Below are 14084 nucleotides of genomic sequence, written 5' to 3'. Positions count from 1 at the left end.
CACGGCACCTCCGAGCCATGGACCATCGGCACCGAGGCCTCGTCGGGCTGCATCCGCATGATCAACGAGGACGTCATCGATCTCTACGAAAAGGCGAAACAGGGAACCAAAGTCGTGGTGCTTTGAACCCACGCGATCTCATCGGAATACGCCCGCACCATGGATGAACGACCGGCGCTCAGGTCCGGTCGCAGGATCGTCGGCACGTCAGTGCCGCATTCGATAGGCATGCAACCGCCCGATTGCTTCAGGTGTATACGAATTGCAGGCTCTGTTTTTCCACCAAGAGGCGAAACAATGCACTGAAGTGCCAGTTTTTTGGACGCTGGCTTGGGAGCCGGTCATGACGGTCACTCGCTCTACGCCAGACAATTTGTCGATCTCAGGTGCCAGCCAAAGCGGCGATCCCAGCGCGGGCGAGGGGCACCTTGCGCTGGTTCCGACATGGCTTCCTTTCGGCCTTCCGGCGGGCCCGACGGGTTCGCTGTTGTTTGGCGCAGGACAGAATTCGGCCGGCAGCGGTGGCGATGGCGTCAGCATAGGGGTCATCAGCAGCGAACCCGTCGTAGTGTTTTCACCTTCGAACGCGGCGCTTGCTCTAACCGGCTCTTCGGCTGAGGTACAGCAGACCAACGAGGCACTGATCAACCAGCATGGCACCGAAATGGCTGGAGTTGGCGGCAGCGGCGGCAATGGCAATGCGGTGCTCGCGGTGATATTGGCACACATGCGGGAAGCGGCGGCAACGGCATGTTCTACGGAGCGCTCGTCAGTGCCGATTTCGGCGTTTTCGACCCTGTGAACACCGCTGTGGCAGCCGGACCTGGTACGACGGCAACGGCAAGCCAGACGAACAATGCGGCATTCCTGCAAGGCGGCGACCAGATTGCGGGCATTGGAGGCTCTGGAGGAGATCACAATTTCGCAGGCGGCTATGGAGCGGGAGGCGGCGCGGCCTCACTGGTATTCACCGGCGACAATCATGCCGGCAGTGGCGGCAACGGCACGTTTTTCGGTTCGCTTGTCGATGTCAACGTAGCGATCTACTCACCCATCAACATCGCCATTGCAGGGGCCGGCGGCACCGCGCATGCCGATCAGACTAACAACGTTCTCTTCAGCCAGGGCTCCACGCAGATCGCCGGCGTCGGTGGCAACGGCAGAAGCTTCAACATGGCATCGGACACAATCTTCACGGGCGGCGGCACGGCCGGAACTGGCGGCGACGGCCATTCCGTCGGCAGCATGGTCGGTGTCAATGTCAGATATTTCGAGCCGGTCAACATTGCTGTTCGCGCTGGCGGTACGGCCGAGGCCCAACAGGTCGACCACGTCTTGTACGACCAGCATAGTCTCCAGATGGCAGGGGGTCGGCGGCAGCGCGGGCCATTTCAATCTCGTCGACGGGACCCACGCAGATCTCGTCCATAACCTGCTCGTTCATGCCTAGCCTAGCCCGCACCCATTTCCTCTTTTCTCGCCATCATAGCATCAGCACACACGGATTGGGTTCGCGAAAGCCGATGCTCGAAAGGAGCGGAGGCCGTCAACGTTCCCTCCAGGATCCCGATCGCCAGGGCCACCCGAACGGACGTGACCGATCTTGTAGCTAGCAGCGCTCCGGTACGCATTCCACAATGAACAGAGAGCCTCTGGTGTGTCTCCGGGAAATACTCGGCGGAGGCTGAAAGGAGCAACATCATGCCTATTCCCACAATGTCCGACACATCGGCATCGCTTTATCCAAGGATGTCCCGTTCCTTAAGGACGTCGTTTGGCATGCTGTATTCTCCAATGTTCGCCAAATGCGAACGTGGCGTGCGGTGAAATCAAGCCTCGGAGGAGACGTCTGTTCGGCACCTGGCGGTGCCTATGCGCCGTCCCTAGTGGAACTCTGCGGTCTCTATCGCGATCGCCTCGCAATGATCTCATCGGTGTTCGCCAAGAGCTTGCGAACAACGTTGCGTGCGGCGTTGGGGCGCTGGAGGCGAATACATTTTTCGATGTCTTCATGAAGCTTCTGCGCGCGCTGGAGGCTGCTGTCCTCGCGGGTCACGTGAACAAAAAGGTGGTTCAGCGCGGATTCGATCAGCACCCCAAGGGGGACCAGCAGGTCATTACCCGAGGCGCGCAGGATTGCGACATGAAATCGCGTGTCGGCTTCCGTCCGCTGCTGCAGCGAAGCGGCGCTGGCCATATCGTGAAGAGCCTGGCTGATCTCATCCATTTGCTCTTCGCTCCGGCGCTCGGCGGCCAGTGCCGTCGCTTCCGGTTCTATGATGTGGCGGAACTCCTGCACGGTCTTGAGGAAGCCCTCCCGGTCGGGCGATGCCGCGTACCAGCTCAACACGTCGCGATCGAGCAGGTTCCAATGCTCCTTGGGTTCCACCCAGCTGCCGATCTTGGGCCGGGAGGCAAGCAGGCTTTTGGCCATCAGCATCTTGATCGCCTCGCGCACAGCCGAGCGGCTGACCTCGAAGATCTCGGTCCACCTGGCCTCGTTCGGCAGGATCGTGCCGGGCGGGTAATCGCCACGGACAATCCTGAGACCGATTTCGCTCGCCAGCGAAGCATGCACGCTCGACCCGCTGATACGGGTTGCGTTCGCCCGGCGGCTTGAGAGCGGCTTGTCCGTGATGGATGCTTCGGGCTGGGAGGCTCCCTTGGATTTCCGCTCCGGCATGTTTCCTCATCGTTCCCTGACGTTGTCCGCCGGCAGCCTGCGCGACTGGCGCGCCAGTCGCCCTTTGTCGGTCGTGGCTGCGAAATCTGTCAAGCGTCGCCGTTTATCAGTGCTGTGGCACGTATTTCCGCCAGCCATGCTGGCTGCGGAAGCCAAGCACCTCCTTGGCCTTGCGGTTGGACAGCAGCGTCTCGAATTCTCCCAGCTCGCGCTTGAGCGGCACCCCGGGATAGAACCGGTCGATCAGTTCCCTGGTGGGCAAATCGGACGAGGTGTCGTCATTGGCCGCATTGAAGACCTGATAGCCTAGTCCGTCCTTCTTGACCGCCAGATCGGTGATCTGGCCCAGGTCGCGCGCGTCGATATAGCTCCAGGCGATGCGCTTGCGGAAACCCGGATCGGCAAACCACTTTGGAAACAGCTCATATTCATGCGGCTCGATGACATTGCCTATACGCAGTGCATAGATGTCGAAACCACTGCGCAGGGCAAAAGCGCGCGCGGTCTTTTCGTTCACAACCTTGGACAGGGCATAGCTGTCCATTGGATCGACGTCGTACTCCTCGTCGAGCGGAAAGTACTGCGGGTTCCGCGGTTCATTGGCGAAGACCAGGCCATAGGTGGTTTCGCTCGACGCGATGACGATCTTGCGGATACCGAGCTTCACCGCCGCCTCGATCACGTTGTAGGTACCAAGCGCGTTGATGCGGAACACTTCGTTGTCGGGTGTCAGCATGATGCGGGGGATGGCTGCGAAATGGACAACCGCATCGACCGGCTGCGGCCGCAGGGAGGGGTCGAATTCGTGTAGCCCCATATAGCTCGACAGCGCGTTGAAGACCTGGCCGCTGTCGGTGATGTCGGTGATCAATGTCCGCACCTTGGGATTGTCGAGCAGCTTGGTGTCGAGATTGAGAACCTGATGCCCCTGGTCGAGAAGGTACTGGACGACGTGACGTCCCGCCTTGCCACTGCCGCCGGTGAACATGATCCGCTTCGACATTTTATCCTCCACATTCCGTCAGATCGGTAGATATTGTCAGACAATATCATCGGTGACGACGGCGCTGAATTCAACACGCGAACAGATGGGCACGGAAGATGGCTATGAGCACCAACACAAGCGAACAGATCGGCTTCATCGGCCTTGGCCTGATGGGGCACGGCATTGCCAAGAACATTGCCGACAAGGGCTATCCGGTGACCTTTCTCGGGCGCAAGAACCGCGGACCGGCTGAAGACATGACCGCGCGTGGGGCCGTCGAGGTTTCGTCCGCCGCAGAGGTTGCCGCGCGCTCGACCATCATTTTCATCTGTGTCACCGGCTCGCGCCAGGTCGAGGAAGTTGTTCGCGGGGCAGGGGGGCTCAAGCAAGGGCTGAAGCCCGGCTCGGTGGTGGTCGACTGCTCGACTTCCGATCCCGTTTCGACGATGGCGCTGGCGGCCGAGCTTGCCGATATCGACGTCTCCTTGGTCGATGCGCCGTTGAGTCGTACGCCAAAGGAGGCGTGGGAGGGCACCCTGGACACGATGGTCGGAGCGTCCGACGCGATGTTTGCCAGGCTGAAACCGGTGCTCGACACCTGGGCCGGGCGCGTCGTCCATGTCGGACAAACGGGTGATGGGCACCGCATGAAGCTGCTGAACAATTTCCTGTCCCTTGGCTATGCGGCACTTTATTCCGAGGCTCTGGCTCTTGCAGGCAAAGTCGGTATCTCGCCCGCCCGTTTCGACAGCGTCATCCGCGACGGCCGCATGGACTGCGGCTTCTACCAGACCTTCATGCGCTGGACGCTGGAAGGCGACCGCGACGCCCATAAATTCTCGCTCGCCAATGCGGTCAAGGACCTGACCTATCTGGAATCGATGGCCGATTCCGTTGGTATGGTGAATCCGCTCGGCAATGCAGCCAAGAATTCGTTCGCTGGTGCCGTCGCCGCAGGCGGGGCCGAACAATATGTGCCGATGCTGGCGACGCATGTCGGACGCATCAACGGCGTCGACCTGACACCACTGGGAAAATCCTGAATCAGGTGCTGGGGCTTCTACCTCCCCGAGCGGGCGATCACTTCGTCGGTATCGGCCAGCAGCCTATGCACCGCGTTGCGCGCCGCCTTGGGGCGCCGCAGCCGGATGTTTCTCTCGATCGCCTCATGCAGGTTTTGGACATGTTGGTCCTGGATCTCTTGCGTCACGAAAGTGAAAAGATGATTGAGCGCGGATTCGATTAGCACGCCAAGCGGCACCAGCAGGTCGTTGCCAGATGCGCGCAAGATGGCAAGGTGGAAGCGAGTGTCGGCCAGGGTGCGCTCCTGCAATGACGTGGCCTGGCCCATTTCCCGGCAGCTCTGGCTGATCTCGCCCATTTGCGCTTCGCTATGCCGTGCGGCGGCGAAGGCGGCGGCTTCCGGTTCGATGATGTGCCGGAATTCCTGGACAGTGCGCAAAAAGGCTTCGCGATCGGGGGACGCCGCATACCAGCTCAATACGTCACGATCGAGCAGGTTCCAGCGTTCCTGCGGCTCGACCCAGCTGCCAACTTTCGGACGAGATGTCAGCAGGCTCTTGGCCATCAGCATCTTGATCGCCTCGCGCACCGCCGAGCGGCTGACATCGAAGGTTTCCGACCATTTTGCCTCGTTCGGCAAGATGGTGCCCGGAGGGTAGTCGCCGCGTACGATCCTCAGGCCGATCTCGCTTGCAAGCCAGGCATGCACGCTCGATCCGCTCATGCGCACAGCGTTGGGTCGCCGTACCGCCGGCGGGCGGTCTTTTCCAGGCTGTCGAGCTTGTTTTGATATTCTGTCCGGCATTAGACCGAGTTGATCTCGTGTGGACCAGTTCCATTCTCATGGGCGCAACAGATATCGGTGCGCGCGGTCGGGCGGCGCCCTACATATCGGCAATGGCTTGCCGGAGCGCCCGTGAGCCGGGCGCTCCGGCGGGCAATCCTACTTCTGGATGCAGGTGTCGACCGTATCCTTGGTGCATTCGTCGAGGCCTGTGAACACCGGATCTTCGACCTTCTTGCCTTCGATCAGATCGATCATGACCGATGGGGCCTTGTAGCCCATTTCAAAGGGCCGCTGGCCGACCAGCGCGGTAACAAGACCTTCCCTTGCTATGGCGACTTCGTCTCCGATGGTGTCGGCGGCACCGATGACGAAAGCGTTGCTTGCGATCTTGTCGGCCATTGGCTTGAACAGGTCGCGATAGGGCTGTGGTGCGCCGAACAGCGGCCAGCCGCCCATGATGCCGAAAGCGTCGAGGTCGGGATTGGCGGCGAGGATATCGGTCATCGCCTGGACGCCCTTGGCGCCGTCGTCATTGGTGAATACCGGGCAGCCTGCGACTTCGGTCCAGCCGCCTTCACCTTTCAGTTCGGTGAGGCCCTTTTGGCCCGTCAGCGTGTCACGCATCCCCTGGGCGCGGCGCAAGATGTTGTCCGCGCCCGGATTGCCTTCGATGGTGCAGATCTTGCCGCCATTGGGCTTGGCTTTCTTGATGTACTCGCCAATGCGCGCGCCCATCAGATAGTTGTCGGTGCCGAGATAGGTCTTGCGTAGTGCCGAGTCTTCAGCTGCGAGATCGGCGTCCAGCGTCATCACTGGGACGGTTGGATTCGCGGTCTTGATGGTCTGGGCAATCAGCTTGGCGTTCGAAGGCGAAATTGCGATCGCGACGGTGTCCGCCTTGCCCAGCATGTCCTGGACGATCTGCGCTTCGCCGGCTTCATCCGAAGTCGACGCCGGGCCGGTGTAGAAGCACTCATATTCCGAGCTGGCGTTTTCCTTGTTCCACTTCTGGCAACCCTGGTTGATTGCTTCGAAGAACGGGTTGTCGAGTCCTTTTACGACGATGACGAGTTGCTTCTTGGCAAGGGCGTTTCCCGCGCTGAGTGCCAGGACAGCTGCAGCAAGCAATAATGCCTTCCTCATTGTTTCCTCCCTTTTGAACAAACGGGCACGGCGTGCCCGCCACGCGAAATCAACCCGGATACCAGACGATGCGAGGGTCATCATGCGAACGCTCGTATTGCCAGGCCGAGTCGATGAGTAATTCCAGGTCGTAGTGAGGCCGCCAGCCGAGCAGGAGCTTGGCCTTGGCATTGTCCATCCAGTTCGAGTGGAACCGGCTTGGTATGTCGATGGAGCCGAGGCCGCGCGTTCGAGCGAGATATGCGGCAACCTCGCCATAGTCGACAGGACGGTCCATGCAGATGTTGAAGAGTTGCTGATGGGCGAGGGGATTGTCGGTTGCTGCCAGTACGGCAGAAACCAAATCGCTGACATGCACGAAATTGCGCTTTAGCGGTCGCCCGTCAGCGTCGCGCAATATCGGCACGGTGCCTGCCCTGGCATGGCGCCTGGCGTCGGTTTCCGGTACTAGCGTCTTCCAGTCTGGACCGCCGAACACGTCGTCACCGAACGACAGCGTGTATCTGAAGTCGTCCTTCTCCATGATCCACGGCGCGCGAAGGCAGCACCAGTTGATGTCATACTGGATACCGAACTGCTCCAGCATGACCTCTTCCAGAACTTTTGACAGGGCGTAGCTGCCTGGATAGGCCTGATGCCGTGCCGCTTCGGTGATCGGTGCGCCATGGCGGTAGTAGAAATGCCCGATCGCGGCGTCGCCGCCGATCAGGATGAATTGCCGGGCGCTCGCGCTCACCCGAAATTCTTCAAGCAGCCAGAACAATCCCTTGACCGTCACGTCCATGACTTCAGCCGGGGTTTCCTTGCAGGTGGCGAGGTGCACGACGTGAGTGACGCCCGCGATGGCCTTGGCCACGACGTCGCGTTCGGCAATCGAGCCGCGCAAAACCTCGACGCGGTCGGTTTCCTCGTACAGGCGGTTGTGACAAAGCGCGCGGATGCGGGTGTCGGAAAATCGCGGATCGTCAAGCAGCCCTGCGATGAAGTGGCGACCGACCTTGCCCGTAGCACCGGTGACAAGGATCAGCATGCTCATCCTCCCACTGTCAGCTAATATCCGGACGGTTCAGACGTCAATGTCTATTTGTCCGACAAAACAGATTTTTGTCACATCCGGTCCCGGATTCGTCTGACAATTGATTGACGCTGTCGCGGCGTTTTGCGTAAATGCAAATCTCGCCTCCTCGGGAGGAAACCGGGAGGAGCGAAGTCGCCAGGCCTACCCGGACAAAGTGCGGGACGGCAGCGACGCTGCATGTTTCGGGAGGCTAGAAGCTGGTGGCAGTTCTCGAACTCGCCAACATTTCCAAGCATTTCGGCGCCATACAGGCGGTCAACGACGTTTCGTTTTCACTTGATGCGGGACAGGTCGTCGGTCTGATGGGCGACAATGGGGCCGGCAAATCCACGTTGGTCAAGATGATCGCCGGCAATTTTAGGCCGAGCCACGGCACCATGCGGCTGGATGGTGCCGAACTGGTCATGCATCGCCCGGTCGAGGCACGGCAGCATGGCATAGAGATCGTCCACCAGGATCTCGCACTGTGCAACAATCTCACGGCGGCAGCGAATGTCTTTCTTGGCCGTGAACTGCGGCGCGGCGTCGGGCCATTGCGGGTTCTCGACTACAAGACAATGTACAAGCGGGCCGGGGAGATCTTCAGGGAACTGAAATCCGAGACACGGCCGCGCGACCTCGTCAGGCAGATGTCTGGAGGGCAGCGGCAGGCGGTCGCCATTGCGCGCACCATGCTTTCCGAGGCCAAGATCGTGCTGATGGATGAGCCGACGGCGGCTATTTCCGTCCGTCAGGTAGCAGAGGTTCTCAACCTCATACGGCAACTGCGAGACCGGGGCATCGCGGTCATCCTCATCAGCCACCGCATGCCTGACGTGTTCACCGTCGCGGACCGGGTCATCGTGATGCGGCGTGGCAGGAAAGTTGCCGACAAGCAGATCGCGGCGAGTTCGCCGGAGGAAGTGACGGGACTTATCACCGGCGCCATCGAACAGGTATAATCATTCCTGTCGGTTGCATCGGCGCGCAACGAGGTCGACGATGGCTATCACTCTTGACCAGACCATTTCGCAAAAACAGCAAAGCTGGCTTGCGACGGTTCTTGCCAGCCAGACTTTCTGGGTTCTCGTCGCTGTCGTCCTCGCCTGTATCTTCTTGTCCTTCGCCACCGATTCATTTGCGACGACGAAAAACCTCTACAATATCACCCGCAACGTCACTTTCGTGGCTATCATTGCGCTCGGCATGACGCTGGTCATCATCACCGGAGGCATCGATCTCTCCGTCGGTTCGGTGCTTTGCCTGTGCAGCATGGTGCTGGCGGTCGTCATGCATGCCGGCTACAGCATCGAGGTCGGCATTGCGGCTTCAATCGGCACCGCTCTGCTCATCGGCGCCTTCAACGGTATATTGATCGCCTATCTCGACTTTCCGCCATTTGTTGTCACGCTTGGCATGCTGTCGATCGCCCGAAGCCTTGCCATGGTCGCGTCCAACAATACGGTCGTCTTCCAGTTCGGCCCCGATCACGACAAGCTTTTGGCGCTGGGCGGTGGCGCATGGTTCTTCGGCATTGCCAATCCCGTGCTCTACATGATCGTTCTGGCGCTGCTCACGGGTTTCGTGCTGCGTTGGACCAGATTTGGCCGCTACGTCTTCGCCATAGGCGGAAACGAGCACGCAGCGACGTTGACCGGCGTTCCCGTGCGCAAGATCAAGGTCGCGGTCTATATGATCTCGGCGCTGTCGGCTGGCATCGCCGGCATCATCCAGACCGGCTGGCTAGGCGCCGTCACCACCAACATCGGGGCCGGCATGGAACTCCAGGTCATTGCCGCCGCGGTCATTGGTGGTGCCAATCTTGCCGGCGGTGTCGGCACTGCCTTCGGCGCGATCATCGGAGCGGCGCTGATCGAGGTCATCCGCAACAGCCTGGGCCTGCTCGGCATCAACGCCTTTTGGCAAGGTACTTTCATCGGCGGCGCCATCGTGCTTGCCGTGCTGTTCGACCGGATCCGAAATTTCCGACTGAGCGAATAGCGGCCATCGCAGCCAGCTCCGAAGTGGGCAAGGAAGGACAACCATGCTGTACGCTATCCTTGCCTATCACGAGGAGGGAGTGGTCGAGTCCTGGAGCAAGGAGGAGGATGAGGCGCTGATGGCTGAGTTGCTTCAGGTCAATGAACGCCTCGTGCGGGAAAAGCATCTGGGCCCGGCCGCGCGGCTTGGCCCGACGCAGCGCGCGGTGACCTTACGCGGCAAGGGCGCTGGCATGGTCATGGATGGCCCGTTCGCCGAGACCAAAGAGCAGTTGCTGGGGTTCTACATAGTGGATTTTCCGACGCTCGAGGAAGCCGTCGCGGCGGCTCGCGAGCTGCGCAACGCCAATCCGACTGCAGTCTATGAGATCCGACCAGTGTCGCTCTATCGCCCTGGTGTGGCATTGGCAGCCCGCGAAGAGCACTGAAAAGCACGGAATTTGGGCAGATACCGCCGGTGCCAGATCGTACCCGGCTAGTTCTTCAGGCGGCGCATGTTGGTGGCCATCAATACCAACGGCGATATCTGTCTTCAGACGATTGGCCCACGACATATCCCAGCACAAAACCAATCATCCCGCCGACTATCATGGCAGTCGACAAGGTCCCCGGGTTTTCCTTGACCGTCTCGGAAACCGATTGGGCCTGAGCCCGCAACGTTTGAGTTGCCTTCGAGGCGCGCTCTGCTGCGCCGCTGTACCATCCGTTTGCCTGGTCGATCGCTTCTTCGGCGCGCTCGGCAAGCGCCTTGTTGATCTTGGTGATCTCACGCCTCATCTGCTCGACCTGCTTTTCAAGCGCTTCCTGCGATCCCCGTCGCGTCGTCTTGGGGGCGGTTTCTTCGTCAGCCATTGTTCGAACCTTTCCGAATGAAGGGACACGCCCGGCTCAATAGATCGCCAAGTACTTGAGCAGGGAAAGAATGCCGATAATGATCACGATGATCTGAGCGATCTGCTTGGTTCGTCCATCCAGGGGGAGGCGGTTGACCAGCCACAGAACCAGGACAACGACCAAGAAGGTGATCAAAATACCTATCAGTATGCTCATGTGGTAATGCCCTTGCTAAGCTTGTCGCTTGAGACCTAACGAGTTTACAGGCTGACGGTTCCCTGGTGATGCCCCCAGCGGGCTGAGCAGCGGCGGAACCGAATGGCGACTTGCGGGTTTGAGCAGAGTTTCGGGATGAACCCATGCTCAACAACGGCGATCCAGCAAAGGCTGCCCTTTCGGCGTCACTGAACTACGTGACGGACAGCGAGCCAGGAGTGCTGCGGCGGAAGACCGGCAGATCATTTCGTTACACCTCGAATGGCAAGGCGGTGAACAGGACCACACTGGGGCGGATCAAGTCGCTCGCCATTCCCCCGGCATGGACTGATGTCTGGATATGCCCCGATCCGGACGGGCACATCCAAGCCACCGGGCGAGATTTGCGGGGGCGAAAACAATATCTCTATCACGCGGAATGGTCGCAATCGCGAGGTGAAGCCAAGTTCTCCGGTCTCGTCGAATTCGCACGCGCTTTGCCTTACCTGCGCAAACAGGTCGAACATGACCTGAGATTGCGCGGTCCCGTGCGTGAGCGAGTACTTGCACTTGCTGTTTGGCTCTTGGACCAGACGATGATCCGTGTCGGAAGCTCAACCTACGCGAAGGCGAACAAGAGTTATGGGCTGACGACCTTGCGAAACAGGCATGTCGAGATTGCGGGTTCAACAATCCGTTTTGCATTCAAGGGCAAGTCCGGGAAGGAATGGAAGCTGAGCATAGTGGATCGGCGCATGGCCAGGGTAATAAGATCGCTCCAGGATATTCCCGGCCAAATGCTGTTTCAGTATCTGGATGATCAAGGCGGCAGGGCCTCGGTCACATCAAACGACGTAAACAGTTATATCCGCGAAGCGAGCAAGGGCGAATTCACCTCCAAGGATTTCCGGACTTGGGGCGGTACGGTTCGGGCATTGACGCTGTTTGCGGCACGCGACGTGCCCGCAACCGATCGAGCGATCAGACGAGCATGCAACGAGGTTATCGACCAGGTAGCCGCTCGTCTGGGCAACACCCGCACGGTGTGCCGGCAAGGCTACATTCATCCAGGTATCGTGGAGGCGTGGACAAAGGGCCGGCTTTCGGCCGATATCGCAGCCATGGGCAGGCCGCCTCGTGCATTACGACTTGACCCGCAAGAGCGTCTGACCATCGCGTGGTTGCAGCGGTGCGCCTAGGGACCTTGGGCCGCGCACGAGGAGCGCGGGCGCCCGACATATCTGGCAGCTATCGCCGAGCGGAGTGCGCCTCGATCGGACGTGTGTCCGCGACTGCGATACGAGGGCGACCAGCCTGGAGGCGAGGTGTTGACCTGAATTCGCGTTGGCCCGACTGTCTACAAATCAGCAACAGGGGCGGTGTCTTTGGCTAACGAACCTTCGCGGAAGACAGGCCTTCAGTCGGCCGGTGCGGTCGCTACCATGGCGCTTCCTCGTACCGCGTTGCCGACGTTCGCGGCAATGGCCGGTGCTGTTGCGATCCTGTATTTTGCGCGTGACGTGTTCTTGCCGCTTGCAATCGCTTTGCTGCTCACTTTTGCGCTCGCGCCGATTGTTTCATTTCTCCGTGGGGTCGGTGTTCCAAAGATAGTCTCGGTGATTGCCAGTGTTCTGGCAGCTTTTGCAGTCGTGGCGATGTTCAGCTTCATCGTCGCCACTCAAGTTAGCGAGGTTGCCCAGAACGTCCCAACCTATCAGGCCAACATTGTCGCGAAGATTCGCTCGCTAAAAGAATCCGGAAGCGAGAGCGGGATCATCGATCGGCTGAGCGGTGTGGTGGAGCGGGTGGGGCGCGAAATCAATCAGCCTGAAAAACCTGCGGCGCCGAGCGCTGAAAAGCCAAAACCCGATCCACTGCTCGTCGAGATATTCACGCCGCAAAGGCCGATCGAGATGTTGCGGAACCTGATTACCCCACTCATCGGGCCGCTCGCGACCGCGGGCCTGGTCGTGGTCGTTGTCATTTTCATGCTCTTGGAACGTGAGGATCTACGTGATCGATTTATTCGGTTGGTTGGGTATGGAGATCTCCATCGCACCACCGAAGCGCTGGAAGACGCTGGGAGCCGTGTCGGGCAGTACCTTCTTATGCAGTTGGTGGTGAACATCACCTACGGCATTCCCATAGCCGCCGGACTTTGGCTTCTCGGCATACCGAATGCCATCTTATGGGGCCTGCTTGCGATCGTTTTGCGATTTGTGCCGTACATCGGCCCCGCCATCGCGATGATACTGCCGCTCTTTTTGGCGCTCGCGGTTGCGCCGGGCTGGTCGCTCGTTCTTTGGACGGCAGCGTTGTTCCTGGTGATGGAACTGATCAGCAACAATGTAGTAGAGCCGTGGCTGTATGGTTCGCGGACGGGACTTTCGCCGCTCGCCATCATTGTTTCCGCCATTTTTTGGACCTGGCTATGGGGGCCGGTCGGGCTTGTGCTCTCCACCCCTTTGACCGTCTGTTTGGTTGTACTGGGGAAGCACGTTCCACAGTTCGCGTTTCTGGAAGTGCTGTTTGGCAACGAGCCGGTGCTGGACCCCAAAGCTCGCCTCTATCAACGCCTTCTTGCAGGCGACCCCGATGAGGCGACCGATCATGCCGAAGAGATACTCGAGAACGATTATCTCGTCGATTTCTATGGCAATGTGGCAATTCCTGCACTTCTTATCGGCGAGCAGGATCGTGCGCGCGGTGTCATGACCGAAGAGCAGAAGCAACGTGTGACGGCTAGCGCGATGGCCCTGGTGGCAAACCTGCAGGAAATAGCCGCCGAAGAAGCCGACGAAGACGACGTCGAGGGCGAGGATAATCTCGAGGGCAATGTTGATCCGCTACCCGACGGCGTGGGCAAAACGGTTCTGTGCATTGGCGGGCGAGGCGAACTCGACAACGCAACCGCCAGCATGCTTGCGCAAGTACTTGGCGTGCAGGGTGCGAGCGCGTCGACGGCAGGTTTCGCCGAGGCTGAACCTGCAAATTTGCGCCTGCTCGCGCTCGAATCCACCGACACGGCTGTCGTGGGGTTCCTGAATGCTGATTCATTGAATCACGGCCGCTTCATGGTTCGCCGCTTGAAACGAGCCAAGCCAAGCCTGAGGGTTGGCATCGTTCTCTGGTCGGATGAAAGCAGGAAGGACGCCGACAAGATTGCAGGTGATCTCAATGCCGACTTCGTCGCGTTCAGCATGACTGAAGCAGTCGTGGGGGCGCTGTCAGATAAGCCTGCAATCCCGCTCAAGGCTGTGAAGCGGAGGGTCCGCCGCCTGCCTGCGAGTGTGACGAAATCCCCACGACAAAAGAAGGCCGCAGACCGTGTCTAGTAAAAAGAAGGCCGCAGACCGTGTCTAGTAAATTGTCGAAGG

General features: G+C 59.7%; 14 protein-coding genes and 1 pseudogene. 8 read left to right on the top strand and 7 right to left on the bottom strand.

The window, feature by feature from the left end; genetic code table 11:
• Nucleotides 1–126: L,D-transpeptidase (locus C8K44_RS13055; RefSeq protein ID WP_146203939.1), on the top strand; the 126-nt coding region annotated here is incomplete at its 5' end.
• A 217-nt stretch (nt 127–343) separates the two neighbouring features.
• Nucleotides 344–1450, top strand: a pseudogene (locus C8K44_RS13050) (hypothetical protein).
• Between the two features lie 453 nt (nt 1451–1903).
• Here C8K44_RS13050 and C8K44_RS13040 read toward each other — a convergent pair.
• Both C8K44_RS13040 and C8K44_RS13035 read right to left on the bottom strand, forming a co-directional pair.
• Nucleotides 1904–2683: a FadR/GntR family transcriptional regulator gene (locus tag C8K44_RS13040; protein WP_109576213.1), complete on the bottom strand. Its 780-nt coding sequence runs from the start codon at nt 2681–2683 to the stop codon at nt 1904–1906.
• A 106-nt stretch (nt 2684–2789) separates the two neighbouring features.
• Nucleotides 2790–3686, bottom strand: coding sequence for an NAD(P)-dependent oxidoreductase (locus C8K44_RS13035; RefSeq protein WP_109576212.1), 897 nt, complete (start codon nt 3684–3686; stop codon nt 2790–2792).
• A 68-nt stretch (nt 3687–3754) separates the two neighbouring features.
• Between C8K44_RS13035 and C8K44_RS13030 the strand changes: the two genes are divergently transcribed.
• Nucleotides 3755–4711, top strand: coding sequence for an NAD(P)-dependent oxidoreductase (locus C8K44_RS13030; RefSeq protein ID WP_281062993.1), 957 nt, complete (start codon nt 3755–3757; stop codon nt 4709–4711).
• Nucleotides 4712–4728: 17 nt separating this feature from the next.
• Here C8K44_RS13030 and C8K44_RS13025 read toward each other — a convergent pair whose 3' ends face one another.
• The 3 genes from C8K44_RS13025 to C8K44_RS13015 all read right to left on the bottom strand — a co-directional run bounded on the left by C8K44_RS13025 (nt 4729) and on the right by C8K44_RS13015 (nt 7651).
• Nucleotides 4729–5496, bottom strand: a complete 768-nt coding sequence (locus tag C8K44_RS13025) for a FadR/GntR family transcriptional regulator (protein WP_109576210.1) — start codon at nt 5494–5496, stop codon at nt 4729–4731.
• A gap of 138 nt (nt 5497–5634) precedes the next feature.
• Nucleotides 5635–6621 carry a sugar-binding protein gene (locus C8K44_RS13020; protein ID WP_109576238.1) on the bottom strand — a complete coding sequence of 329 codons (987 nt, stop codon included), beginning with the start codon at nt 6619–6621 and terminating at the stop codon, nt 5635–5637.
• A 49-nt stretch (nt 6622–6670) separates the two neighbouring features.
• Nucleotides 6671–7651 (bottom strand): NAD(P)-dependent oxidoreductase, encoded by a 981-nt coding sequence (locus C8K44_RS13015; RefSeq protein WP_109576237.1) that lies wholly within the window; start codon nt 7649–7651, stop codon nt 6671–6673.
• A 245-nt stretch (nt 7652–7896) separates the two neighbouring features.
• Here C8K44_RS13015 and C8K44_RS13010 point away from each other — a divergent pair, with 245 nt between their 5' ends.
• From C8K44_RS13010 to C8K44_RS13000, 3 genes are read left to right on the top strand one after another with little or no spacing between them, the layout of a single operon-like run.
• On the top strand, nt 7897–8640 hold the full coding sequence (locus C8K44_RS13010) for an ATP-binding cassette domain-containing protein (RefSeq protein ID WP_109576209.1): 744 nt from the start codon (nt 7897–7899) through the stop codon (nt 8638–8640).
• A gap of 40 nt (nt 8641–8680) precedes the next feature.
• The gene (locus C8K44_RS13005) at nt 8681–9679 is read left to right on the top strand and encodes an ABC transporter permease (RefSeq protein WP_109576208.1); all 999 of its coding nucleotides are present in this window, start codon (nt 8681–8683) and stop codon (nt 9677–9679) included.
• Nucleotides 9680–9722: 43 nt separating this feature from the next.
• Nucleotides 9723–10106 (top strand): YciI family protein, encoded by a 384-nt coding sequence (locus tag C8K44_RS13000; protein WP_109576207.1) that lies wholly within the window; start codon nt 9723–9725, stop codon nt 10104–10106.
• A 79-nt stretch (nt 10107–10185) separates the two neighbouring features.
• Here C8K44_RS13000 and C8K44_RS12995 read toward each other — a convergent pair whose 3' ends face one another.
• Both C8K44_RS12995 and C8K44_RS12990 read right to left on the bottom strand, forming a co-directional pair.
• Nucleotides 10186–10530 carry a hypothetical protein gene (locus C8K44_RS12995; RefSeq protein ID WP_109576206.1) on the bottom strand — a complete coding sequence of 115 codons (345 nt, stop codon included), beginning with the start codon at nt 10528–10530 and terminating at the stop codon, nt 10186–10188.
• A gap of 36 nt (nt 10531–10566) precedes the next feature.
• Complete coding sequence (locus C8K44_RS12990; protein ID WP_109576205.1) at nt 10567–10728, bottom strand: Thivi_2564 family membrane protein; 162 nt, start codon at nt 10726–10728, stop codon at nt 10567–10569.
• A gap of 143 nt (nt 10729–10871) precedes the next feature.
• On the opposite strand from C8K44_RS12990, the gene C8K44_RS12985 reads away from it, so the two are divergent.
• On the top strand, nt 10872–11906 hold the full coding sequence (locus C8K44_RS12985) for a DNA topoisomerase IB (RefSeq protein ID WP_109576204.1): 1035 nt from the start codon (nt 10872–10874) through the stop codon (nt 11904–11906).
• A 243-nt stretch (nt 11907–12149) separates the two neighbouring features.
• Nucleotides 12150–14042, top strand: a complete 1893-nt coding sequence (locus C8K44_RS12980) for an AI-2E family transporter (protein WP_109576203.1) — start codon at nt 12150–12152, stop codon at nt 14040–14042.
• Nucleotides 14043–14084 lie beyond the last annotated feature (42 nt).

Origin of the sequence: Aminobacter sp. AP02 (genome assembly GCF_003148805.1) — a bacterium.
Taxonomy (GTDB): Bacteria; Pseudomonadota; Alphaproteobacteria; order Rhizobiales; family Rhizobiaceae; genus Aminobacter.
The sequence above is the reverse complement of the archived record's forward strand: the minus strand, read 5'-3'. Positions and strand labels throughout refer to the sequence as shown.

Coding starts and splice junctions, on each gene's coding strand:
- C8K44_RS13025 (WP_109576210.1), bottom strand. CDS start 5,496: ATGCCGGACAGAATATCAAAACAAGCTCGACAGCCTGGAAAAGACCGC.
- C8K44_RS12995 (WP_109576206.1), bottom strand. CDS start 10,530: ATGGCTGACGAAGAAACCGCCCCCAAGACGACGCGACGGGGATCGCAG.
- C8K44_RS13015 (WP_109576237.1), bottom strand. CDS start 7,651: ATGCTGATCCTTGTCACCGGTGCTACGGGCAAGGTCGGTCGCCACTTC.
- C8K44_RS13005 (WP_109576208.1), top strand. CDS start 8,681: ATGGCTATCACTCTTGACCAGACCATTTCGCAAAAACAGCAAAGCTGG.
- C8K44_RS13035 (WP_109576212.1), bottom strand. CDS start 3,686: ATGTCGAAGCGGATCATGTTCACCGGCGGCAGTGGCAAGGCGGGACGT.
- C8K44_RS13000 (WP_109576207.1), top strand. CDS start 9,723: ATGCTGTACGCTATCCTTGCCTATCACGAGGAGGGAGTGGTCGAGTCC.
- C8K44_RS13040 (WP_109576213.1), bottom strand. CDS start 2,683: ATGCCGGAGCGGAAATCCAAGGGAGCCTCCCAGCCCGAAGCATCCATC.
- C8K44_RS13020 (WP_109576238.1), bottom strand. CDS start 6,621: ATGAGGAAGGCATTATTGCTTGCTGCAGCTGTCCTGGCACTCAGCGCG.
- C8K44_RS12985 (WP_109576204.1), top strand. CDS start 10,872: ATGCTCAACAACGGCGATCCAGCAAAGGCTGCCCTTTCGGCGTCACTG.
- C8K44_RS12990 (WP_109576205.1), bottom strand. CDS start 10,728: ATGAGCATACTGATAGGTATTTTGATCACCTTCTTGGTCGTTGTCCTG.
- C8K44_RS12980 (WP_109576203.1), top strand. CDS start 12,150: ATGGCGCTTCCTCGTACCGCGTTGCCGACGTTCGCGGCAATGGCCGGT.